We start from the raw sequence: 23,297 nt of genomic DNA, 5'->3' as shown, positions 1-23,297 counted from the left end.
AGGGTTGAATAGGCGGCAAGCCGAGCCATCGGCCCGGATGAAGCGAAAGGCAGCAGGCGTCCTTTCGCTTGGCGACTATGAAGCCCTTGCGTACGCGCATCTGCCACGCCCGTTGTTCGGCTATGTCGCGGGGGCATGTGAGGATAATCTGACCGTATCGGCCAATCGGGAAGCGATGCGCCGCGTCACTTTCGTCCCGCGCGCTTTGCGGGACATGGCGGGCCGCAGTCAGCACTCCTCCTTGTTCGGTGAGAACTGGTCTTCCCCGTTCGGCATAGCGCCGATGGGGCTGTCCGCGCTGGTCGCCATGCGCGGCGACATCGCGCTCGCACGGGCTGCGCATGCCGAAAATGTGCCGATGCTGCTCAGCGCGACGTCGCTCATTCGGCTGGAGGAGGTGCGCGCCGTTTCGCCCTCCTGCTGGTTCCAGGCCTATCTTCCTGCTGACCGCGAATGGATCGACGGCGTGATCGACCGGGTTGCGGCGGCAGGTTTCGGAACGCTCGTCATTTCCGTCGATGTGCCGGTGCTGGGCAATCGCGAAAATTTGATCCGCGAACGTTTCTCCACGCCCCTCAAGCCTTCTCTTCGACTGGCGATGGATGGCCTGCTGCATCCCCGCTGGCTGCTCGGCACATTTGCGCCGACCCTGATCCGCCACGGCATGCCAGCGTTCGAAAATTCCAGCGCGACACGCGGTGCGCCCGTGATCGCCCGCAATGCCGAGCGCAGCTTCGGGCAGCGCGACCGGCTGACCTGGGATGGCATCAGATATATTCGGGACCGCTGGCACGGCAATCTGATCCTCAAGGGGTTGCTTCATGCCGAAGATGCCAGGCTGGCGCGGGACGTTGGCGCCGACGCCATCATCCTGTCGAACCATGGCGGGCGGCAGCTCGATGGCGCCATCGGCACGCTCGACGCCTTGCCCGCTGCCGTCGCTGCCGCAGGTGACATGCCCGTCCTGATCGACAGCGGCTTCCGGCGCGGCAGCGACATATTGAAGGCCATTGCGCTCGGTGCGCGCATGGTACTGATCGGCCGTCCCTTCCTCTATGCTGCGGCGGTTCATGGGGAAGCGGGGGTGCGCCACGCCATCGGGCTGCTCCGTGCGGAGATCGACCGGAACATGGCACTCCTCGGCACCAACTCGCTCGATGAGCTTGGGCCGGACTATCTCCACCGTACGGACGGAGCAGCCATATGACAGATATCAGCCAGCCGCGCCCTTGCCCCGGCCCGCCTGCGGAGCAGAGCCCGCCAACCCGCTTCGTGATGCCCGCAGGCGCGATCGACACGCATTGCCATGTCATCGGCGCGCCGCCCGAATATCCGCTGGTGCCGGAGCGGTCCTACACCCCGCCGCCCGCCAGCGCAGAGACGTATCTTGCGATGCTGGATGCCGTGGGTTTCGCCAAGGGCGTCCTCATTCAGGTCAGTGTGCATGGCACGGACAACCGCCTGCTCTTCGACACGCTGGCCGCGCATCGCGAGCGGCTGCGCGGCGTTGCCGTGATGCCCGCCGATCTACCCGGCCGAGCCTATGCCGAGGCGCATGAGGCGGGTGTGCGCGGACTTCGCCTCAACGACTTCATCCGCGATGGCGGGGGACTCTACGGCGGAGGAATAGGCTTCAAGGATCTGGAGCGGTTCGATGCGCTGGCCTGTGAGATGGGCTGGCATCTCCAACTCCTGCTCGACGGCCGCGAGCTTGTAGAACTCGCCCCGCGCATCGCCCGTCTTCGCTGTCCCTGGATCATCGATCATATGGGCCACATCCCTTACACAGCGGGCATCGCTTATCCGGGATTCCAGATGCTGGTCCAACTGGTCGCCGATGGCGGATGGGTCAAGATTTCCGACGCCTTCCGCATGTCTGAACAGCCGAACTATCGCGATTCCATTCCCTTCGCCCAAGCGTTGGTCGCCGCCGCGCCCGACCGCTGCGTCTGGGGATCGGACTGGCCCCACGTCGCGCAATGGCGGCCAATGCCCACGGTATCGGGACTGCTCGACCTGCTCGCCGAGTGGGTGCCCGACGAAACGGTGCGCAACCGCATCCTGGTGGACAATCCGGCGCATTTTTACAACTTCTGAAAAGGTTGCGAGAATGGCACGCCTGAGCGGCAAAACTGCGGTGATCACTGGAGCAAGCGCTGGCATAGGCGCAGCCACCTCGTTACTCTAGCTACTGTGATCTTCGGCGATGGCGCGCGCTGCCCGACGACCGGAATATATGCAATCGGCGAAGCTGAGTCCGCTCACATAAAGATTGGAGCAGATACCGATGGCGGTGCGCCCGGCGGCATACAGCCCCGGTACGACCCCGCCCGCCAATGCCTTCACCGCGCCGCTGGCCTCATCCACCCGCAGACCGCCCACCGTCATGCAGGACAAGGGAAACAGCCGCGCGTCGGTCGAGGCGTCTACCGCATAGAACGGGCCTGTGGCCAGTTCGGCCATTTCCTCGGGCGCCTTGTGAAACGCATCCGGGGTCTCGCCGCGCGCGGCGCTGTTATAGGCCGCCAACGATTCCGCGAAGCGGGCCGGTGAAAAGCCCATTTTTTTGGCCAAGGCCTCCGGCGTCGCGCCCTTTCTCGCGCCGAACAGGCCGTTGATGAGGGTGATATCTCGCTGGAACGTCAGCACACCTTCACCGAATGCGTCCTTGAGCGACTGCCGCCATAGCTTGCGATCCATGATGATGTAGGCGCGCCCGCCATGTCGCTCGACCATCCCGTCGCCGATGCGCGCGCCATACCATGTCTCGTTCACATAGCGGCGTCCTTCACCATCGACGACCATGGCCCGCCCCCACGCCTGCGGCGGTGAGAGGAAGCGCCAGGCAGACACACGCTCCATCAGCCCGGTTTCCCCGCCTGCCGATACGCCCAGCATGATGCCGCTGCCGTTGTCACCGAGCGTGCCGTTCGGCAGTGCCGCTGCGACGTGCGGAGCGAAATGCTGCACCATCGCCTTGTTGCAGATAAAGCCGCCTGCACTCAGCACCACGCCCTTGCGGGCGCGCAGCCACTCGCTGCTTCGCGCAGCGGACGCCAGAGCATCCGCCTTGCGGAGGAGCCTGTAGCCGATCGACACCGTCACCTGTGCGCCCGGCAGCGTCGAGGGGAGCATGGAGAGCCATTTGTTGGCCTTGGCCACGAGTTTCGAGTGTCGTTCGCGTATGGCAGGATCGGCCAGCCGCTCGACGCGAACGCCTATGACGCGGCCCGCCCTGTCCAGCGCAAGTTGGCGTACGTCGGCATGGGTCTGGAAGTCCAGTCCGCGCGCAAGGGCCGCCGCCTTGAGCGGACCGTAAATGCCCACGCCAAGACCGAAGGGGTTCTTGCCATTGCGATGCACCGTGCGATGCCCGCGCGCCGCCGGTAGGGTAAAATCGCGGAACGGTCCGGCAAGGCTGCTATCGGGGTGGTAGAGAAACTTGTCGAGCGGCGGATAAGATGTCTTTTTAGAAAATAAGGTGGCGCTGAACGGCGCGCCATGTCGGCGCAGCCACTCGAATGTCTCGGCGCTTGTCTCGCAAAAATCGCGCAGCGTATCGGGCGCGACGACATTGCCGACCTCGAACCGGAGATAATCCTCCATAAGCTTTGCGTCGTCCTCGACGCCCGCCTCCTGCTGTATGGACGTGCCACCGCCAGCGTAATAGACACCACCATTGGCCGCGGTCGAACCGCCGCCCTCATACAGGTCGAGCGCGATTACGGAGAGGCCCTGCTCAAGGCCTTCCAACGCGGCCGCAACTCCAGCTCCGCCCAGCCCGACAACAATCATATCGGCTTCGCCCTGCCACGCATGCGTGTCGGGTTCGTCGATCTGGAGGGGGGCATCAATGGCAAGTCCCCAATCGGTGATCGCGCCGCCGGACGTCGGCACCGGCGCGGGCGCGCGAAGCCCCCAAGGGTCCGGCGGGATAAATCCGGCCGCTTCGGGGTTCATCGGGCTTGCCATCTGTCGCCTCCATCCTCTGGGCGCTGCCGCACCTGATTGGTGATGACAGTCAAACGTGGCCATAAAGATAAACTTGTCCGATGGTCAAGTAAATCACCAGTTGCCCATGTCCGGGGTGACATGCCCGCTTTACCGGCCCGCGTTATTTATGCCATTGGCGATCAGATGAGCCGGTCAAATTCAGCTTTGCCGGGCATAAAGCCCACAGCTCGTAGGGGAGGCCGACCCGGCATCGCAGAGGCGGCGCGTTTGACCAAGGCGATCCTCGCCGCCGCTGAGGCTGCGTTCCTCAAGCAGGGCTTTAGTAAGACCAGTATCGCGGCAATCGCGGCGGCGGCAGGAACGAGCAAGCAAACGGTCCATGCGCGCTTTGGCAGTAAGGAACGATTGTTCATCGCAGTCAGCGACGCATTGCTACGCGAACGTTTCTCGACGCCCGCTCCAAAAGGATTGTCACTGCGCGACAGCCTGATCGCGGTAGCCATACAGGCGCTGGATGCGATGCTCGACCCGAAGATGGTGATGATGACCGCGATCATCATGGGGGAGGCAAAGCGTTTTCCCGAACTCGCCCGTCTGGCCGACAACGATGCCAGCTTTCCCGGACGCGAAATGATGTTCGTGCTGATTGCCGACGCCGTGAACGCTGGGGAACTTGCCTGCAATGACCCGCGACGGGCCATGCTCATGCTTCAGGATATGGTGCTCGGCACGCCCCTCCGCGCTGCGACCCTGGGGGGAGATAGCCTTGATAGTCAGGAGCGGCGCGACTGGGCCGTTGATGCCGTGGACCTGTTCCTTGAAGGCGCGCGGGTCACCCGGCAGAAGGCAGAACGTGAGAAATAGGGTGTCTACTGCCAGACTGCTTTATTAAGATCAGGACTCACTGATTGAGCCAGAAGATGACCACCCCATCAAGTCCAGACGCATCCGATTGGATAAATCGCTTGCTCGATTTGAAGGTCTTGACGGCCACAAGCGATCGTCCAAGCCGTGCTGCTAAACCGGCATAGTTGGATCGGCAGAGGTCCGGCGAACGTAGGATTCCGTTCGTCCACGCGATCCAATCGGCGACCAGATTATGCGTTTCCGATCCTCGCTGGCCACAGGTTGCTGCAGCGCCTGCATCGCGCAGTAACGTCAGTCGAAACAGCGAGTAGAGGTCGAGCGCGCAATGCCGACTTCGTTTACCGCGTCGACGGCGACGCAATAACCCTTCCCAAGGTTCAGGCTGCCAATCTCCAGCGACGTCAACCCGTCGTAGACCTGAAAATTTTGGTTCATCAGATCGGGGCGACGCCCGACGCGAACGATATGAAATTCGGCGCCGGGGGCCGCCTGCCAAGTAACCGTCACGCGCCGGGGGTCCGCTGCGCTTCGGCTCGCCTTCACCGCGGATACGCGCCCAGGGCGTCGGCCTGTTCCTTTACCGAACACGCGCAGGTCGTAGAGAGAGAAGTTGCCGCCGTCCGGCGCCTGTACATTGCGGAGCCGCACGAAACGGGCGTTCTGCGCTTGGGGCAGCACCTGATAGTCATGCGGCGCGTCACGCCCATCGTGGGCGTGGTCGATAGCTGTGCGCCAGCGTTGGCCATCATCCGACAGCTCTAGCACATAGCGGTAGCTATCCCGGCTGATCCCGCGGCCCTGGCTGCCCTGATCGGCAAAGTTGATCTGAATCGCTTCGATGCGCTTTTTCGATCCCAGATCGATCTGGAACCATTCTTCACCGCCCGATCGCGCCGACCACAATGTCCTCGAATCCTCATCGACGGCGTTTTCAACCGGAAAACCGTCCAGTGTGGAGGACGCGGTGGCAGCCTTGCCGCGCGAAAGAAGCATCCATCCCGTCAGGTCACGATTGCCGCTGAAGTAACGTGGATAATCCCCCAGATAGGTATCCGACAGAACTTCGCCCGTCCGTGTAAAACGGGCCGGGAACAGTCCCAGCCGCCGTTCGAAAATATGGCGCTGCGAGATAGTCATGGTGCCTGCGTGCCACCACCGTCCCGTCGCATCCTTGAAGGTGTTGCCATGCCCCGCGCCGGTAATGAAGCCGGTGGGCTTCACGGCAAAGGGGCTATAGTCCTGATAGACGAACGGCCCCATCGGATCGTCGGCGACCAGGACGCCGTTGGCATATGTCTTGAACTCGGTGCCGGGCGCCGAATATTCCAGATAATAGCGGCCGTCATGCTTGGTCATCCACGATCCTTCGACGAAGGATGGCGCGCCGGGCTTTTCATTATTGTCGCCCGGCACCTCCCACCCGCGGCCATCCTTGTCGCGGGACTGCGGGATGTACGCAGTCCTGATGACGAGGAACGTGCTGGTATCGAGCTCATCCACGCGCAGCGGGCCCTTCGATGCCAGACCGCTGTACATGTACAGGCGGCCATCATCGTCGAGGAACATGTCCGGGTCCTCATAACGCTGTTCGATGACGGCGGCTTCATACCAGCGCCCGGACTTTGGATCGTCGGTCGTCCAGATGCGGCGCGTACTTTCGCTTGTGGCCAAATACATCCGGTCCCGGATCACGACGACGGTCGGAGCGAACTTGTCCACGGCGTAGCCGCTCGCTTCCACGAAAGTCCAGTGCTGGAGGTCTGGCGAATGCCAATAGCCCTTCGAATGCGATGCGAAGAGGTAGTACAGGCCTTTATATGTGATGATCGTGGGATCGGCCGCTTCCCGATAGGCTTCGCCGAGCTTGAGCTGGATTTGCGGGATCTTGACGGGCGTCTGGTAACGATAGGGTAGATCAACAGGATTTGCATAGGTCGCCATGCGCGACCTGCCTGCTGCCTCTGCCGGGACGAACGGGACCAACGCCATAACGGACAGGCTCGCCGTTACCCAGTGCAGAGCCTTATATACCGCCCCGTTTCGTACTGAACTTCCCACAAGACTACCCCACTGATACGTCAGATACGCCGTGACATAGGCCAGGCTGGCAAATAAGTATACAGATACGTTGCATTAATCCGGCGGTGGAGTATGGCCTGCTTCTGGAAATATCTGGCGAGGCAGCGCAGTAATGCGAGCGTGCGCGGCTAAGGATGCAGGGAGAATAAGATGGCAAATTCAGAGGCGTTGAAGCTTGCCTGCGCTGCGGCACTGTATTTCACCACATCTCACGCGGCCATGGCGTCGGACACCTTGCTTGATGGTTTCCGCGCTCCGCCGCTAGCGGCCAAGCCCAGGGTGTGGTGGCACTGGAACAGTGGGCAGATCAGTTCCGCCGGCATCGCCGCCGACCTCGACTGGATGGAGCGCATCGGCCTGGGCGGGTATCAGGCTTTCGACGTGGACTTGGGCGCCCCGCGCGTGGTGGAAACGCCGCTTCCCTACATGAGCGATGGCTGGAAGGCGATGTTCGGCGAAGCCGTGGAGCGAAGCATTCGTAAAGGCTTCGACATCGGGATCGCCGGTTCGCCCGGTTGGAGCGAGAGCGGCGGCCCTTGGGTCAAACCCGAACAGGGCATGAAGAAATATGTGTGGAGCGAGACCCAGGTCACCGGGGGACGACGCTTCACCGGCCAGCTCGTCCAACCGCCGGGTTCCGCAGGACTGTTTCAGAACAATGCCAGCGGGCTTGGCGTAAAGACGTTCTACCGCGATGCGAAACTGGTGGCGTTCCGCACGTCCAATGGCGCGAAGCTGCCCACCCCCACGGTCAGCGCCAGCGGTGGAAACTTCACCGCGCAGATGTTGAGCGACGGCGATGTCGTGAAAAGCACGGAGCTGACCCCCGGCCCCGATGGCGATGCCTGGCTGCGATTTGACTATGGTCGCGCCGTCACCGTCCGTGCGGTCACGACCGCAACCGGCGGCTACGCCCATTTCGGAGGTCGCGGCGGTGCGGGCCTTGGGTCGGGTGCACGGCTGGAAGCAAGCAATGACGGCCGCAGCTGGAATCAGGTCGGGATGATCGAAACGGCAGGCCCGCAACGGACCGCGACCGTGCCGACGACGACCGCCCGCTGGTTTCGGGTACTGGTTCCGGCAGGAGCGGGTCCCAAAGCCAAGATTGGCGGCGCGAGCATGGCGGGGCCTCCCGGCGGCAAGCTGCTGGTATCGGAGCTGGTTCTGCGCGGTGCCCCGATGGTCAACGCATGGGAAACCAAGGCCGGTTTCGCGCTGTCGTCCGACTATTACTCCCTGGCCACCCCGGGCGGGCAGGGCGCGATCCGCGGGCGGGAGGTCGTCGACCTCACATCACGCATGCGCCCCGACGGCACCTTGGACTGGACTCCGCCAAAGGGCGAATGGACTGTCCTGCGCATCGGCTACTCCCTGACCGGCCAACGCAACGCTCCGGCTCAGCCTTCCGGTTCCGGGCTGGAGGTGGACAAGCTCAGCGGCGCGGACGTGACCAGCTACATTACCCAATATCTTGACCGCTATCGTCAGGCGAGCGGCGGGCGGTTGGGCGCTGGCGGCGTCACCAACATGATCTTCGACAGCTGGGAAGCGGGGGAAGCGAACTGGACGCCCGCCATTCTGGAAAAATTCCAGCGCCTGCGTGGCTACGACGCCACGCCGTTTCTGCCGGTGTTGGCAGGCTATGTGGTGGACAGCGCCGAAAGGAGCGACCGTTTCCTGTGGGATTTCCGCCGCACGCTGCAGGACCTGCTGAAGACCGAGCATTACGACACCCTGACTACCCAACTGCACAAGGTCGGCATGATCCGCTACGGCGAATCGCATGAAGGCCGCCCCGCCGCCATGGGTGACGGGATGGAGATGAAGGCGTCGGCGGACGTGCCGATGGCGGCATTCTGGCACAAGCGGACGCCCGGTGTCTTCCAGCCTGGCCCTTTCGCGGACATCCGCGAATCCGCCTCCGTCGCCAATATCTGGGGCCAGAACATCGTCGCCGCCGAAGCGCTGACCGCCAGCGGCTCGCCCTGGTCGATCGCGCCGCGCATGTTGAAGCCGGACGCCGACCTGATGATGGTTGCGGGCATCAACCGGTTCATCCTGCACAGTTCGGTGCATCAGCCACTGCTCGGGAAGGCGCCGGGGCTGGTGCTCGGTCCCTTCGGCCACTGGTTCAACCGCAACGATACCTGGGCGGAACAGGCAGGCCCCTGGATCAGCTATCTCGGTCGCGCCTCGTACCTGTTGCAACAGGGGCATGCGGTGAACGACGTGGCGATCTTCTACGGCGAGGGCGCCTCGATCACCGGGCTTTTCGGCGAAACTCCACCTGCCGTGCCGGACGGGTTGCAATATGATTATGTGAACGCCGATGCGCTCAAGACTCGCATCTCGGTGAAGGACGGACGTCTCTTTACGCCGGACGACATGTCCTGGCGGCTTTTGTACATGAGTGGCCAAACGCGGTGGCTCACCTTGCCAACGCTTGAACGCCTGCGCGCTCTTGTCCGTGACGGCGCGATCCTCGTGGGTGACAGGCCCCAGGGCTCACCAAGCCTCAGCGACGACCCGGAGCAGGTCCGCGCCATCATAACTGAGCTTTGGCCGATGGCATCTGGCGCTCACAAGGTAGGGGCGGGTAAGGTTTACGCAACGAATAGCCTTGCCGCTCCGTTGGCAGCGGAAGGGGTAACGGCCGATTTCGAAATCGTGGGCGGACAGGCGGACGGCGCAATCCGTTTCAGGCATCGCCAGACACCTGACCGCGACATCTATTTCGTCTCGAATAGCCAGAACAAAGCGCAGTCGGTGGTGGCCGCCTTCCGGGTGACGGGCAAGACCGCAGAGATTTGGGATCCTGTAAGCGGCCAGGCACGACCTGCAAGCTATCGGTACGAAAATGGCCGCACTCTGGTCGATATCCCGCTTGCCCCCTTCGGCTCAACCTTTGTGATGTTCCGCAACGGTGGTCCGGAAAGCCAGCAGCTTCCCGTCCCAACCGTTCAGCCACTGGCTGATGTGTCTGATAAATGGTCGATCGCGTTCCCGCCCGACCGAGGCGCACCGGCAAAGCTCGAACTCGGCCGGTTGCGCGACCTGAGCAAGGACGTTGACCCTGGGGTGAAGTATTTTTCCGGCACTGCCAACTATAGCCGGACGCTCCGGGTGCCGCGGTCCTGGATGCAGGATGGCGGGCGCTTGCAACTCGATCTCGGCACGGTTGAGGTGGTCGCCGAAGTGCTGGTCAACGGCCGTTCGGCGGGCATAGTGTGGACGGCGCCATACCGCGTTGATGTTACCAACCTACTGAAGACCGGGCGCAACAAGATTGAGGTTCGGGTCAGTAACTTGTGGGTCAATCGCGTCGTTGGTGACCGTCAACCCGGCGTGACGAAACGGATCGCCTTCACGCATGAGGACGCGGCAAGCCTAGGCATCAAGCAGCCGCGTAGCGTGTTCGACACCGTAGGGCCGGGCGGAACGCCCTTCGGCGCCACACCCTATACCGCCTCTACGCCAGTGCCGCCATCGGGGTTGATAGGCCCAGTACGGCTGGAGCGTCAGATGCCCCAGGCTCTCAGACAAGCTCGATAAGTGCTACACCTTCCGGCGGCAAGTCGAGCGTAAGCTGAGCATGCTCATCTAGCGTCATCCTCTCAGGGGCCGCCAGTTCCGCTGCCCTGCGAATGGTATCTAACTGCTCGCGGGTGGGATATTGCGGCGATCCCATGGCGCGCCAAGCTGGATAAGGAGATCCGCGCTCCTGATCGACATAGCTGACCTGGACAGCTTGGGCGGCTGCGGCGCCCTGCAGTCGAACGGTTAGCGTCTTGCGGTCACCGATGATCCGGCGCTCCCTGCTGGCGCCGGGGATGCCCGGAGCCTGCTGGACGTCTGCGAGGTTCCAGACCAAAGCCGCGCACCCGCCGTCCCGCGTGCGCGAGGCCAGCGCAGGACCCTTCGCGGCCAATCTGCGGTCGCCAAGCCGATGTAGCAGCTTGTAAGTGTTGAATTCCGGCTTGGCCACGCTCCCCCGGGCGAGCATGCCCCAACCGTTCTGACCTTCCTTGAAGATCCAGTTGGCAACCATATTCTCTTCATACTCGCCGCTGATCTGCCACTGGCACATAGCCTGGCAGTGGGGGAGGCTCTCTTTGATGGCGTGGGCGATCATGGCCGGACTATCGGATGACCATTCATTGATCCACAATGCCGTCCCCTTATAGCGGGTGGCATCGATCTGTTTCCGGGCCAGCGCGGCTGCGGCAGGCACGACATCATACTCCTTATGCAGACCTGCTTTCCCGAAAATCAAGGCCTGATCGTCTCCGGGATAGACATGGGTCGAAACGAAATCGACCGGCAGATTATTCTGTGCACAGAATTGGAGGAACTGCGGAATCCACTGTATTGCCGATGTCGCAGGCCCCCCCACCTTCAAAGAAGGATCGACCGCCTTCACTGCCTGAGCAGCTGCCTTATAAAGCGCGAAATATTCCTCCTGCGTTCCAGTCCAAAACCAGGATTTCAGATTTGGTTCGTTCCAGACCTCAAAATACCATTGTCGCACTTCCTCTGCGCCATAGCGCTGAACGAGATGGCGGACGAACTTCCCGACGAGTTCCGCCCATTTGTCCAACGATGATGGTGGAGTTACATTGGCGCGGTAAAAGCCAAATTCCTTCGCTCCGCTTGCCAACGAGCGGGGCATGAAACTGAGTTCGACGAACGGCTGGACGCCACGTTCTAGCAGGCCATCATATACGGCATCGACGTTCTGGAAATTACCATTTGCGCCGACCCCCATCTCGTCATTGAAGATGCCGTGAAAACGGATGCGTTGCAGACCGGCCTCATTCTTGAACCGCGCCAAGTCCTTGCGCCATGGCTCCCGAAGAGTGATGGCAGCACGATCTGAGCCCATGCAGCGCGACCAAATATGATCGAGAGGACCGGCGTCTTTTCGGATATCGATATCGATGAAATTGTCGGGCGTGCGGCCCCAGGCCGGAGAAGTCAGAGCCGCCACGCCCATCGCGCCCCCCATCGCGGAGAATTCACGGCGCGTCCACATCTTGTCATCCATAGATTTTCACCACTCGCAAGCCAAGCCCATCTTGACGGGCAATTTCCCCGAAATTGATGAGCCGACCATGGATCTTAGCTCTATTAAATGCAACGTTATTGTTTACTTTTTGAGCCATGGGGAGGACCTTGGCCGCCGCGTGCCTTTTCAAATTTGTCTTACGAACGAATGACAAGCGCCCCTCCAGGGGAGAGCATATGCTGCGCTCTGATCGTGCTTTCGTGCTGCTTTACGTGAGCGCCGCTGCTGCGGATATGCCGCGGCTTAATGTGAGGATGGAGGGCTCGCGTTGCCATAAAGCCTTTAACGCGAATAGGATCAAAGCGCCTGCATCATGGAAGCAGTTCGAACCAGTCGGAGGGACAGGATCACCATTGTTCGCGGGCGAACAATATGAGATCCACTATCTTCTTCCCATGTGTCTCGATATCTTTTGCGGAGAGCTTACGAACGAGGTCATACTGTAAAAACCAGCCATATACCGATGTGAGAATGTGCTCGGCGACTGCTTCTGGTCGCTCCACGGGGATCGCGTCCCTGTGCGCAGCGGCGCGAATATCCTCCGCCAGCAGCCGAACTGCGTTGAGATAACCCAGTTCGTGCATCAGTGGCGCGAGATCTGGAAAGCGATGGCGATTGAGAAGAATTAACGAATGAAGTCCGCGAAAGAGGGGATCGACCAACAGAGACGCCATGTCGGCAACGCGTAGGTGCAGAACCTCTCTCAGATCGGTAACGCCATGGGTGGATTTGACTCGGGAAACCGCATACCAGCGGGCCAGCGTTTCCCTCACGACCGCACGGAAAAGATCCGCCTTGGTCGCGTAGCGGGCGTAAAGCGTGGTGCGGGTTATGCCGGTCGCCGCGGCAATCTTCTCCATAGAAACGCCATCGAACCCATCGACCAGAAACATGCCTCGGGCGGTGCCAAGAATGGCTTGCTCGATCAGCGCCACCTCCGTTGACGAGGGACGCCCTCTCTTGAGGGCAAGCTTTGCAGGAGTGGCGGTTCGACGGGTCATCAGCGCCTTCTGATATAGGAGCACCGCCATGGCAATGAGATGCTGAAATCGACCCGTTATCTAAATTTGGCGAGATCCTTATCAATTGCAGCCAGCTGTCTGTCGCTGATCTTGCCCTGGGAGAAGCGCTGGATTCCTTTCAGCGTCAGGCCGCGTGCGAGGAAGATCCTGCTGTCGGTCGATGTGTTGGGGATATGCCTGTCCACGATTGCGCGTGTGCGAGGATCATCCAGCAGCGTGCCGATGGGCGTACTCGAGCTACTGTAGCGCGGTGCGACAGCGGGCGCGTTCTTGCGCGCAGGGATTGCCGCCAAAGAGGTTGCAGAGAGGGCGGTGAGGGCCGCGAAAAGAAGAAGTTTTTTCTTCATGGGGGCGTGTTTGCAGCCGTTGTCTGAGCGGATGGACCCGGCCAGATTTGAGCGAAAAATGGATTCGACGCGGCAACTAGCGGATAACTGCCGATATCGGTCTGGCAGGTGGGACACCAATGGCCGCCTGCCAGATAGAGGTTGGGCGACATGGTGAAGCGGTGGCCAAGACTGCATTCCCAATCTACGGGAGAGAATGGGTCATCAACCTTGCTTGCATGGCATTTGGCCCCGCGGAAGTCAGCGGCGCCGCGAAGATCCTCGGCTGCCCATTCGTTCTTCGGCTTGGAATCGTCATAGCCATGATCGAGCGCGATCGGGTCTCGCGAAGGCTGCGCCAATGGGAAGTCATCCCAGTCATCGGGAATTTGTTCCCATGCCTCGCGCGATCCGAAATAGGCGTTGATATGTTCCCTATCATTGGTGCGGATCCAGCTGGCAGGCCCCCCAGAGCCCTCCGCAACCGCACGAATCTGCTTGCGGGCAAGGCCTGGGAACAAGCGCATTATGGTGCGGACCACCCAGGGAATGCGACGGGGTAGTTCGGTGAAAAAGTCGTCGATCGAAAAACGCCGATAGGGCACGAGCTCTTCCAAACGATCGGAATCGAGATACCACTGCCCATGGAAGTTTCGCGTTGCCAGCCATTTTGGATTGAGAATGCGCCGGAAATCCTTGACGCCCATGGCGGCCATCATCTTGACCATCAACTGATGGTTGACGAGCCGCGCGGATTCTCCGCCGCCAATATTATAGAAGTGACGCCAGAAATTCTCTGGAACGCCGTCGCCGCACAACGCTGCCATCAAGCGCGCCGAGTCCTCCACGGTTGACCACTCCATGACTCCGTTAGGAGGGTTATGGAACATGATCGGCCCCTGGGTCTTCCACATGTCGTAATGGGCCATACCGGTCTGGCGGATCGATACCCAATATTTAAGGCCGGACTCGGCTACGATGGCCTCTGCACGGGCCTTGGTGCCAGCATAATGCCCGTTATAGCCGATGCAGATCGGATCGCCGGTACGTCCCCAGTGGACCGGAGGATTGCGGCTGCCGGTCTGTGCCACCGTGCCGATGTATACAAGGCGGATCTGATCAGCATTGGGCTGGCTTCGGATGGCGTTCACGACATTTTGCGTACCGCCGACATTCACCTTTTCAACGACAGCGGGCGGGAGTTCGTCGGCAAGAGGGGACACGAGAGCGCCCATGTGCAGGACCATGTCCACGCCAGCGACTGCCCGGTCCACGGAGGCGGCGTCGGTGAGGTCGCCCCATGCAAAATCCACGCTATGCTGCTTTTGCAGGCGGCGAATAACGCGATGAGATTTCTCTTCTGGACGCACGAGTACGCGGACGGTCAATGCGGGCATCTGCGAAAGTGCATGGACAACGGCTCTGCCCATATTGCCTGTCGCGCCCGTCACCAGGACCAGCTTTCCAGTTGCTGCCATTTTAGTTCCTTTCGCCGTTCTAAGAAATGCGACTTAGCCCCGGGATTTGTGAATGCCAATTGAAATATACATTAATGTCCATTTATAGGGGAGGGAGATTCAGGAGATCAATTATGACTCGTCCGCACGGTGAACCTCGCCCTGGCGACCCCCATTGGAACAGCGACGTCGAAGCGCCGCTTGTCATCGAGGATGCTGACGCCTTCGAATGGGACGGCGCAGAAGATGTGATCATCGTGGGCTATGGCGGCGCGGGCGTCGCGGCAGCGATCCAGGCGCATGAAGAGGGCATGTCGGTCCTGGCCATCGATCGTGCGGATGGAGGAGGCGCGACGCGCATCAACGGAGGCATATTCTACGGAGGCGGCGGCACGCCGGCTCAGTTGGATGCAGGTGTCGAGGACAGCGTTGAAGACATGTTCAGCTATCTTCGTTTGGAGACCCAAGGCGTTGTCAGCGACCAAACGCTCCGGATCTTCTGCGAAGAGAGCGCAGATACGGCGCGTTGGCTGGCCGGACATGGCGTCCGTTTCGCGGGGCGCGTCTATGAGAAAAAGACAAGCTATCCGCACACCGACTATTCCCTCTATCATTCCGACAACAGCCTTGCGCCCAACTACAAGGCCGTGGCGAAACCTGCTCCGAGAGGGCATCGCGCCCTGGTCGACAAGCTGGATGCACCGATGGGATACGGGAAAGGTCTTTATGATCCGCTGCGGAAGTCAGCGGAGCGTTTGGGGATCAAGTCCTTGCCCTCCACCAAGGTGAGGCAGCTCGTGATGGATCACAATGGTCGCGTGGTCGGCGTGGTTGCCATCCAGATGCAGCCCGGCACCGCCGAGGGGAAGCGCTATGACGCCTTGATGCGTCGCGCGACGGCTATGGTACTTCGCCTGCCGCCTTCGATGCCGGGCGCCCCCATCATCGCTCACCTGGCGTCGCGGCTGTTTAAAAAAGCGGCGGCTTTGGAGCGTAAGGCGGGTGTTAAGCGCGTAATTCGTGCGCGTCGCGGCGTATGTCTTGCGGCGGGGGGCTTCATTTTCAATCGAAAGATGGTCGAGCATTATGCGCCCAAGTATCTCAAGGGCATGCCGCTTGGCACTCCCGGCGATGATGGAAGCGGTATTCGGCTCGGGCAGAGCGCGGGCGGCGACGTATCGCGCCTTCAACATGTCAGCGCTTGGCGTTTCATCAACCCGCCCATCGCCTGGGCGCAGGGCATGGTCGTAAACCGGCAGGGCCAGCGATATGTCAACGAGATGCTCTATGGCGCGTCTATCGGTATGCCGATGGTGGAAGATCATGAGGGTGTGTGCTGGATCATCCTGGACGATGATGGCTATCGAACGGCCAAGCTCCAGTCGAAGAGCAAGGCCATCTTGGGCTTTCAGCGTTACCCCGCACTAGCCGCCATGCTCATGGGGTCGAAAAAGGCAGGCTCGATCAAGAGCCTGGCCGGAAAGTGCGGGATCGCGCCGGAAGGTCTTGAAGCAGCGGTCGCCGACTACAATCGGCTCGCCGAAACAGGGACGGCTGACCCACTAGGGAAAGCCTCCGAGGATATCGTGCCGATCGTAAAAGCGCCTTTTTACGCCATCAACATGTCCATCGACGCCAAATTGGGTTTCCTCCCGGTTCTGACGCTGGGGGGCCTCAGGGTGCAGGAGCATAGTGGCGCAGTCTTGAACGAAGAGGGTGAGCCGATCCGCGGACTTTATGCGGCTGGCCGGAACGCTGTCGGCATCTGCTCCAATATCTATGTCAGCGGCTTGTCGGTTGCGGATTGCGTCTTCTCTGGACGCCGGGCCGCGCGGTCGCTGGCGAGGTCGGACTGAAGCCCTTGGGTTTGACAGCACGCCGGAGCAAGGCGCTAATGCTACCAGAGCGTTTACTTAACTGCCGGATCGCTTATGTTGAGTATCGGTCGAATCGATATGACCGCTATTTAGATCATGTTTGCCGTGCGGATTGAGGGATTCTCGCCGCATCGGTGCTGCGCTCTGGGCCGAACTGCACGGCGGCCCAGAGCGCATTGCCTTGAGGCCGCATTTGCCCGCATCAGCAAGTTGGCTGTGTTGTAAAATATGCAGTTAAGCACATTTATACAGCGCGGCCATCTATACGCACTTGCTCCGATGACCGTTAAACGGCGTCGCCATGACGGTTGGCGGTAGCGGCCTGGCGATCCAGAGGTCGCCAGGCTTTGGGCAACCCGCTATCCCTGCATCGCCTCCAACTCTATCCCCTTGGTTTCCTGAACCGTCATAAAGACGAACAGCAGGGATAGCAGGGCAAAGGTGGTATATGCGCCATAGGTGACGGGCAGCCCGATATTCTTCGCCAGCCAAGGGAAGCTTGAACTGACAAGAAAGTTCGCGAGCCACTGCGCAGCGCCTGCCACGGCAAGGGCCGACCCGCGCATCTGGTTGGGAAACATTTCGCCAAGCATGACCCACATGACCGGACCCCAACTGAGGTTGAAGAATATCACGTAGATGTTGGCAGCGAGCAGCGCGACGAGGCCGAGCCCTGCCGGCAAGCGAAGGGCGCCGTCGACCATGGCCGCATTGCCAAAGCACCAGGCCAGCGTTGCGAGCGTGGCTGTCATGCCTGCGGAGCCGATCAGCAGAAGCGGCCGCCGCCCGATCCGGTCGATGAGCAGGATCGATACGAGGCATGCGAGGATCGATACGGCCCCAGACGCGATATTGATCTTCAGAGCGTCGCTTTCTGTGAAACCCACGGCCTGCCAGAGTACCGCGCCGTAGTAGAAGACGACATTGATCCCGACGAGTTGCTGGAACACGGCCAGGCCAATGCCGACCCAGACGATCTTGCGCCAACCGCCGCCCGGCTTGCGAATATCGGCCAGGCTGGGCTGGTGATCGTGAGAAAGCGATGCGCTAATTTCGTTCATTTTCTCGGCTGCGGCTTGTGGGCCGAGCAGGCGATCCAGAACCAGCCTGGCCTGTTGCAGTCGCCCCTTGGCGATTAGGAAGCGGGGGCTTTCCGGGATGCCGAATAGCGCCACCAGGAACAATAGGGCCGGTACGGCTTGAACCCAGAACATCCATCTCCAGGCAGGCTGCCCGGCCCAAGCCGTTCCAAGCGAGGATCCCGCGATGCCTGCGAGATAATAATTGGCGAAAAAGGCTCCGGTCAGACCCGAGATGATCATCACCTGCTGCATGCTGGACAGCCTTCCGCGTATATGCGCGGGCGTAACTTCGCTGATGTAGGCGGGGGAAAGGACGCTTGCCGCGCCCACCGCCATTCCAGCGAAGAAGCGGGCGATGGCGAGGGCTGTTGCGCTGAATGCTCCGCCGGAGGCGACGGCGCTGATGATGAAGAGGATCGCCGCGACGATCATGACGGTACGACGGCCCCAGATATCCGCGAAGCGGCCCGCGAGGAAGGCGCCCAATGCACAGCCTGGCAACAAAGCGCTGACCGTCAGGCCAAGCTGAGCCTCATCAAGTCCGAAGGTGTGGCGAAGCCCCTCTTGCGTGCCGTTGATTGCCCCGGAGTCATATCCGAACATGAAGCCGCCGATCGTGGCAACCGCGACTATACGGCCGATCAAAGCCAGATTGACCCGCTCCTGTGCAACCCGATGCATAGCTGAACCTCTCCTATTGTGAGCGCTACCATGGCAAAGTTGTGGACGTGGTCAAGTCTTTAGCTGAGGCGCTGCATCAGATCCGCGGACGACCAGTTCGTAATCAAGTTTTACATGTTGAGGCTGAGCGCGCGCCAAGGGGCGCTTGGATCGCACGGCCTGGGCAAGAATTTCGATCGCAACGCTGGCCATAGCCGAAATCGGTTGGCGTATCGTGGTGAGTTCGGGCCATATTGTCGTGGCGATGGCGGTATCGTCGAACCCGCAAACGGTGAGATCGCTGGGCACATCCAATCCGCGCTGGTGCGCGGCGCTCACCACGCCCGCCGCCATGTCGTCATTGGCTGCGAAGATGGCGCTGGGCGGCGATGTGATGTCGAGTAGCGTGGCTGCTCCGGAAAGCCCGCCTCGGTAGGTGAAATTTCCCTGCGCGACCAACTTCTTGTCCGGCTTGATCCCCGCCAAATGCAAAGCGCGTTCATAGCCTTGTCGCCGAAGATGACTGGCGGTTTGGTTGGGGTCGCCTGCGACGAACCCGATACGGCGATGTCCGCGCGCCAGGATATGCTGAGTCATTGTGAACGCCGCTTCCTCATCATCTATGAGCACGGCATGAGAGGAAGGCGCTGGCTGTCCGGATGCAACCTGAGCGGCCGCGAGACCGCATTTTTGCAGAGCGCTGAGCAGTTCTGTGTCGTCGCAGAGCGGCGGCGGCAATAACACCGCATCGACCCTGTGTGCGACAAGTCTGGCAGCGAGCATGACGGGCTTTTCCAGCGGGTCAATTTTATCGACGATCAGTTCGACATCATTCTCTCGGGCAGAGCTGAGGCTTCCGAGAAGAAATTCGCTTAGATAGGCGGCGCTGGGATTGCCGTATAGCAAGACGATGCGGCATTGCCGTGCCCCCGCCAAAGCGCGTGCTGCAGCGTTCGGGACATAACCCAAGGCGGCAACGGCCACTTCGACCTTTTTGCGAGTCGCGTCTTTCACCCGCTGATCATGGTTGATAACGCGGGACACGGTCATTGGGGACACGCCCGCCGCGTGCGCGACATCGGCAACTGTGGGTCCTTCGGTTCTGCGGCGCGAACCTCTTTTGACGACCATCTTCTGCATTTCCCCTTTTGTATCGCCTATTCGGAAGGGAGAGGTTGAGCAAGCCTCTTGCATGATGACGAATGTTAGCGCTACCTACGCAGGTTAGGAGAGGGTTTAGCGAGATGTTTCTCGGCATAGATATTGGCACATCGGGCGTTAAAGCCGTGATAGCCGCGCAGGATGGCAAAGTGCTGGCGACTGGGAACGCGCCGTTAAATGTATCACGGCCTTTCCCTTTATGGTCTGAGCAAGATCCCCAGGACTGGTGGCAGGCAACCGAAGCCGCCATTATTGCGCTGCCTGATGACTTGCGCGCACGGGTGCAGGGAATCGGGCTCGCGGGGCAGATGCATGGCGCGACGCTGCTGGGGGCGGACCATAAGCCGCTTCGCCCCGCCATCCTGTGGAATGATGGACGCAGCTTCCAATTATGCCGAAAGCTAGAGGAGGAGATTCCGGAATCGCGCGCGATTACGGGGAATCTTGCCATGCCAGGCTTCACCGCGCCAAAGTTGATGTGGGTGAGGGAGCATGAGCCTGAAGTTTTCGACCGGGTTCACAAGGTGTTGCTGCCCAAGGATTATGTGCGCCTTTGCATGACCGGCGAGATGGCGTCCGATCTGTCGGATAGCGCCGGGACATTGTGGCTTGATGTGGGGGCACGCGACTGGAGCGACCTTATGCTGGCCGCCAGCGGGCTTTCGCGGCAGCATATGCCTGTCCTTTTCGAGGGCAGTGGGATCACGGGCGTGTTGCGTCCCGAAGTGGCCGCGCGGTGGGGCATGGCTGCCGTGCCCGTGGCGGCTGGGGGTGGTGACAACGCAGCGGGCGCCGCTGGCATTGGAGTGGTCAACGAAGGGGACGCACTGTTGTCGCTTGGCACTTCAGGCGTGATTTTCGTCGCTACAAGCGCGTTTCGGCCGAACCCTGATGGAGCGGTACATGCCTTCTGCCACTGCCTGCCAGCGATGTGGCACCAAATGAGCGTGCATTTGTCCGCCGCGTCCTGCATCGACTGGGGTGTGAAGGCGGTAGGGGCGGACGGCCCCGCGGATTTCTTCGCGTTGGCGCAGGAGGCTGGCAGCGGAGTGGGGTCTGAACTGTTTTTACCGTATCTTTCGGGCGAGCGTACGCCACACAATGACTCGCATATTCGCGGCGCTGTGCTGGGCATAGACAATGAAACGGATCGAAGGCGCATCGCAGCGGCCGTTCTGGAAGGCGTGGCCTTTGCGCACGCAGACGGTATTGCCGTACTGCGCCAGGCGGGTACGACGATCGAGGAGCTTGCGGTCATCGGCGGCGGCGCGCGATCGCGCTATTGGGGTTCGATCATCTCAGCCGCATTGAACGTGCGCCTTGCCTATTTGGAAGGTGGAGAAGTGGGGCCTGCGCTGGGGGCGGCTAAGCTTGCCCTCATGGCCGTGACCGGAGCAAGCGCCGCTGAAGCTTGTACCCGCCCATCTATTTCGGACGTCATAGAACCCGATGCGGCGCTCGCCGATCGTCTCGCGCCGCGGCTTGCCCGCTTCAGAGCGGCCTATTCGGCCCTCAAGTCTTTGTAAGGAGAAATTCGTGTCCGCCAGTTATTTCGCTGAATTCCCGACCATCGGCTATGAAGGGCCGGAAAGCGCCAATGACCTTGCCTACCGCTGGTATGACAAGGATCGCGTCATATTGGGCAAGCGCATGGAAGACCATCTGCGCTTCGCCGTGTGCTTCTGGCACAGCTTCTGCTGGCCGGGGAGTGATGTTTTCGGCGGCGGCACCTTCCGGCGCCCCTGGCATGCAGGTGCCAACGACGCGTCGGCGGCGCGATCGAAGCGAGAGGCAGCGCTCTCTTTCATCGAAAAGCTCGACGTGCCTTTCTACTGCTTCCACGATGTCGATGTGATGGCGGATGCCGACACGATCGGCGATTTTCGCAAAAGTTTTGCCGAGGCTGTTGATCATCTGGAGCAACTGCAAGCCCAGCATGGCCGCAAGCTGTTGTGGGGCACGGCCAACCTGTTCAGCCATCCCCGCTATATGGCGGGCGCGGCAACCAATCCGGATCCCGAAGTATACGCCTGGGCCGCGAGCCAGGTTCGAGACGCGTTGGAAGCCACCCATCGTTTGGGCGGAGCCAACTATGTATTGTGGGGCGGTCGCGAAGGTTATGATACGATCCTCAATACGGAGATCGGCATTGAGCAGGAAAATTTCGGCCGTTTCTTAAGCCTGGTCGTCGATCATAAACATCGCATTGGCTTCAAAGGAACGATCCTGATTGAGCCCAAGCCGCACGAGCCGACCAAGCATCAATATGATTTCGATACTCAGACCGTTTACGGCTTCTTGAAGCGCTTCGGCCTGGAAGGCGAAGTTCGCGTGAACATTGAGGCGAACCACGCCACTTTATCAGGCCACACATTTGAGCATGAAATCGCCATGGCACGGGCGCTTGGCCTCTTTGGATCGATCGATGCAAACCGCGGCGATCACCAAAATGGATGGGACACGGACCAATTTCCCAATTCGGTCGAGGAGCTGACCCTGGCCATGCTGGAGATTATCCGCGCGGGAGGCTTTAATGACGGGGGCTTCAATTTCGACGCAAAGGTGCGGAGGCAGAGCGTAGACGCGGTCGATCTTTTCCACGGCCACATTGGCGGGATCGACACGGTCGCGCATGCGCTCATCAAGGCGGCGGCGATCATCGAGGACGGGCGCGTCGATGCGTTCCGTGCGGAACGCTATTCTGGCTGGAAGGAAGATTTGGGGCAGGCCGTTCATTCCAATAATGCGACGCTCGCTTCGATCGCCGACATTGCGGTTTCCCGCGATCTGGCGCCGCAGTTGCGATCGGGCCGCCAGGAGTGGCTGGAAAATATGGTGAACCGCTTCTGATGGAAATCCGAGCAGGCGATTACCGCCTTTTGTTGGAGCCGGAACGTGGCGGCTCGATCTTGGCGTTCGAGTGGCAGGGTGAAGCGTTGCTTCGCCCCGCCTGCGGTCCTACAATATTGGACGTTGCCTGTTTTCCATTAGTGCCCTTTTCAAACCGGATCGCCTTTGGCCGCTTCCAGGCCAATGGGCGCGAAGTGCAGCTGAGACCGAACTTCCCCGGTTCAGACCATCCGCATACACTGCATGGATTTGGATGGCTGGCGTCTTGGACTGTCGAACACTCTGATGTGAACAGCGTGACGCTTGGCCATCATTATTTGGAAGGGGAATGGCCCTGGCCATATTATGCCGAGCAGCAGTTTGAACTAACGGAGGAAGGGCTAACGATCGGGTTGCAAATAATAAATCATGGTCAAAGCCTGATGCCCGCAGGACTGGGACTTCATCCTTATTTCCCTCGGGATTGCAACACGGTCTATTATGGGCTGCATCATGGCGAGTGGCGAAATGATGGAGACTGTCTCCCGCAAGACTTGGACCTTAAAGACCGGGGAATTGATTGGTGGGGCGGCCGCAGCGTGGAAGAGCGCCGAGTGGATACTGTTTACACGAACCGGCAGGGGGCCTTATCAATTTCATGGCCTTCCCGTAATTTGTCGCTCGTAATCCAACCAGGAGATGCGCTGCCTCATACGGTAGTCTACACGCCGGAGGGACAGAATTTTATCTGCGTCGAGCCAGTTAGCCACGCGACTAACGCTCTCAACTCTTCACCTGATGACGTCAAATGGCTAAAGCCGGGGGAAAGCTTTGCGGCAGTGACGTCGTTTCGCGCCACTAGGAACGGAAGCAAGCCCTATTCTTAGGTTTCGGCGCTAGGCAAACTGCATGGGTGAG

16 protein-coding genes are annotated in these 23,297 nt (G+C 60.6%); 8 read left to right on the top strand and 8 right to left on the bottom strand.

The genetic code is table 11. The annotated features are described in order from the left end of the window. Nucleotides 1-37: 37 nt before the first annotated feature. Both ACZ51H_RS13875 and ACZ51H_RS13870 read left to right on the top strand, forming a co-directional pair. A complete protein-coding gene (locus ACZ51H_RS13875; RefSeq protein WP_464803481.1) occupies nt 38-1,207 on the top strand; it encodes an alpha-hydroxy acid oxidase in 1,170 nt (389 codons plus the stop codon). Between the two features lie 5 nt (nt 1,208-1,212). Next, a complete protein-coding gene (locus ACZ51H_RS13870) occupies nt 1,213-2,097 on the top strand; it encodes an amidohydrolase family protein (RefSeq protein ID WP_464803480.1) in 885 nt (294 codons plus the stop codon). Between the two features lie 87 nt (nt 2,098-2,184). Here ACZ51H_RS13870 and ACZ51H_RS13865 read toward each other — a convergent pair whose 3' ends face one another. Then, nucleotides 2,185-3,972: an FAD-binding protein gene (locus ACZ51H_RS13865; RefSeq protein ID WP_464803335.1), complete on the bottom strand. Its 1,788-nt coding sequence runs from the start codon at nt 3,970-3,972 to the stop codon at nt 2,185-2,187. A gap of 249 nt (nt 3,973-4,221) precedes the next feature. Here ACZ51H_RS13865 and ACZ51H_RS13860 point away from each other — a divergent pair, with 249 nt between their 5' ends. Then, the gene (locus ACZ51H_RS13860) at nt 4,222-4,818 is read left to right on the top strand and encodes a TetR/AcrR family transcriptional regulator C-terminal domain-containing protein (RefSeq protein ID WP_464803334.1); all 597 of its coding nucleotides are present in this window, start codon (nt 4,222-4,224) and stop codon (nt 4,816-4,818) included. Nucleotides 4,819-5,112: 294 nt separating this feature from the next. On the opposite strand, the gene ACZ51H_RS13855 is transcribed toward ACZ51H_RS13860, so the two are convergent. Then, a complete protein-coding gene (locus ACZ51H_RS13855; protein ID WP_460988372.1) occupies nt 5,113-6,762 on the bottom strand; it encodes a family 43 glycosylhydrolase in 1,650 nt (549 codons plus the stop codon). Between the two features lie 288 nt (nt 6,763-7,050). Here ACZ51H_RS13855 and ACZ51H_RS13850 point away from each other — a divergent pair, with 288 nt between their 5' ends. Then, on the top strand, nt 7,051-10,452 hold the full coding sequence (locus ACZ51H_RS13850; RefSeq protein WP_464803333.1) for a glycosyl hydrolase: 3,402 nt from the start codon (nt 7,051-7,053) through the stop codon (nt 10,450-10,452). Here ACZ51H_RS13850 and ACZ51H_RS13845 read toward each other — a convergent pair. The 4 genes from ACZ51H_RS13845 to ACZ51H_RS13830 form a co-directional block, all read right to left on the bottom strand. Next, nucleotides 10,436-11,932, bottom strand: a complete 1,497-nt coding sequence (locus ACZ51H_RS13845; RefSeq protein WP_464775223.1) for a GH39 family glycosyl hydrolase — start codon at nt 11,930-11,932, stop codon at nt 10,436-10,438. The two genes, ACZ51H_RS13850 and ACZ51H_RS13845, sit on opposite strands and share 17 nt — an antisense overlap. A 380-nt stretch (nt 11,933-12,312) precedes the next feature. Next, nucleotides 12,313-12,966 (bottom strand): TetR/AcrR family transcriptional regulator, encoded by a 654-nt coding sequence (locus ACZ51H_RS13840; protein ID WP_460988368.1) that lies wholly within the window; start codon nt 12,964-12,966, stop codon nt 12,313-12,315. Between the two features lie 56 nt (nt 12,967-13,022). After that, entirely contained in the window at nt 13,023-13,334 is a 312-nt protein-coding gene (locus tag ACZ51H_RS13835) for a hypothetical protein (protein ID WP_464803332.1), read from the bottom strand. After that, nucleotides 13,331-14,791 carry an NAD-dependent epimerase/dehydratase family protein gene (locus ACZ51H_RS13830; protein WP_464803331.1) on the bottom strand — a complete coding sequence of 487 codons (1,461 nt, stop codon included), beginning with the start codon at nt 14,789-14,791 and terminating at the stop codon, nt 13,331-13,333. Before ACZ51H_RS13830 ends, ACZ51H_RS13835 begins: the two co-directional genes overlap by 4 nt. 113 nt (nt 14,792-14,904) lie before the next feature. Between ACZ51H_RS13830 and ACZ51H_RS13825 the strand changes: the two genes are divergently transcribed. Continuing rightward, the gene (locus ACZ51H_RS13825; RefSeq protein WP_464803330.1) at nt 14,905-16,626 is read left to right on the top strand and encodes an FAD-binding protein; all 1,722 of its coding nucleotides are present in this window, start codon (nt 14,905-14,907) and stop codon (nt 16,624-16,626) included. Nucleotides 16,627-17,006: 380 nt separating this feature from the next. Here the strand turns inward: ACZ51H_RS13825 and ACZ51H_RS13820 are convergent, their stop codons facing one another. Further along, a complete protein-coding gene (locus ACZ51H_RS13820; protein ID WP_464803329.1) occupies nt 17,007-18,410 on the bottom strand; it encodes a sugar porter family MFS transporter in 1,404 nt (467 codons plus the stop codon). A gap of 51 nt (nt 18,411-18,461) precedes the next feature. Then, the gene (locus ACZ51H_RS13815; protein WP_464803328.1) at nt 18,462-19,520 is read right to left on the bottom strand and encodes a LacI family DNA-binding transcriptional regulator; all 1,059 of its coding nucleotides are present in this window, start codon (nt 19,518-19,520) and stop codon (nt 18,462-18,464) included. Nucleotides 19,521-19,633: 113 nt separating this feature from the next. Between ACZ51H_RS13815 and xylB the strand changes: the two genes are divergently transcribed. From xylB to ACZ51H_RS13800, 3 genes are read left to right on the top strand one after another with little or no spacing between them, the layout of a single operon-like run. Continuing rightward, the gene (gene xylB, locus ACZ51H_RS13810) at nt 19,634-21,076 is read left to right on the top strand and encodes a xylulokinase (protein WP_464803327.1); all 1,443 of its coding nucleotides are present in this window, start codon (nt 19,634-19,636) and stop codon (nt 21,074-21,076) included. A gap of 10 nt (nt 21,077-21,086) precedes the next feature. After that, nucleotides 21,087-22,400: a xylose isomerase gene (gene xylA, locus ACZ51H_RS13805; RefSeq protein WP_464795277.1), complete on the top strand. Its 1,314-nt coding sequence runs from the start codon at nt 21,087-21,089 to the stop codon at nt 22,398-22,400. Further along, entirely contained in the window at nt 22,370-23,266 is an 897-nt protein-coding gene (locus tag ACZ51H_RS13800) for an aldose 1-epimerase (protein ID WP_464803326.1), read from the top strand. The genes xylA and ACZ51H_RS13800 overlap by 31 nt, the downstream gene beginning before the upstream one ends. The last annotated feature ends 31 nt before the right edge of the window (nt 23,267-23,297 follow it).

The sequence above is a fragment of the Sphingobium sp. TomMM15 genome (assembly GCF_055397045.1).
This window is presented reverse-complemented; position numbering and strand designations above follow the sequence as displayed.

What these genes read in the sequence shown, in the direction of transcription:
- ACZ51H_RS13875 (WP_464803481.1), top strand. Translation starts at nt 38, where the DNA reads ATGAAGCGAAAGGCAGCAGGCGTCCTTTCGCTTGGCGACTATGAAGCC.
- ACZ51H_RS13865 (WP_464803335.1), bottom strand. Translation starts at nt 3,972, where the DNA reads ATGGCAAGCCCGATGAACCCCGAAGCGGCCGGATTTATCCCGCCGGAC.
- ACZ51H_RS13855 (WP_460988372.1), bottom strand. Translation starts at nt 6,762, where the DNA reads ATGGCGACCTATGCAAATCCTGTTGATCTACCCTATCGTTACCAGACG.
- ACZ51H_RS13850 (WP_464803333.1), top strand. Translation starts at nt 7,051, where the DNA reads ATGGCAAATTCAGAGGCGTTGAAGCTTGCCTGCGCTGCGGCACTGTAT.
- ACZ51H_RS13845 (WP_464775223.1), bottom strand. Translation starts at nt 11,932, where the DNA reads ATGTGGACGCGCCGTGAATTCTCCGCGATGGGGGGCGCGATGGGCGTG.
- ACZ51H_RS13840 (WP_460988368.1), bottom strand. Translation starts at nt 12,966, where the DNA reads ATGACCCGTCGAACCGCCACTCCTGCAAAGCTTGCCCTCAAGAGAGGG.
- ACZ51H_RS13835 (WP_464803332.1), bottom strand. Translation starts at nt 13,334, where the DNA reads ATGAAGAAAAAACTTCTTCTTTTCGCGGCCCTCACCGCCCTCTCTGCA.
- ACZ51H_RS13830 (WP_464803331.1), bottom strand. Translation starts at nt 14,791, where the DNA reads ATGGCAGCAACTGGAAAGCTGGTCCTGGTGACGGGCGCGACAGGCAAT.
- ACZ51H_RS13825 (WP_464803330.1), top strand. Translation starts at nt 14,905, where the DNA reads ATGACTCGTCCGCACGGTGAACCTCGCCCTGGCGACCCCCATTGGAAC.
- ACZ51H_RS13820 (WP_464803329.1), bottom strand. Translation starts at nt 18,410, where the DNA reads ATGCATCGGGTTGCACAGGAGCGGGTCAATCTGGCTTTGATCGGCCGT.
- ACZ51H_RS13815 (WP_464803328.1), bottom strand. Translation starts at nt 19,520, where the DNA reads ATGGTCGTCAAAAGAGGTTCGCGCCGCAGAACCGAAGGACCCACAGTT.
- xylB (WP_464803327.1), top strand. Translation starts at nt 19,634, where the DNA reads ATGTTTCTCGGCATAGATATTGGCACATCGGGCGTTAAAGCCGTGATA.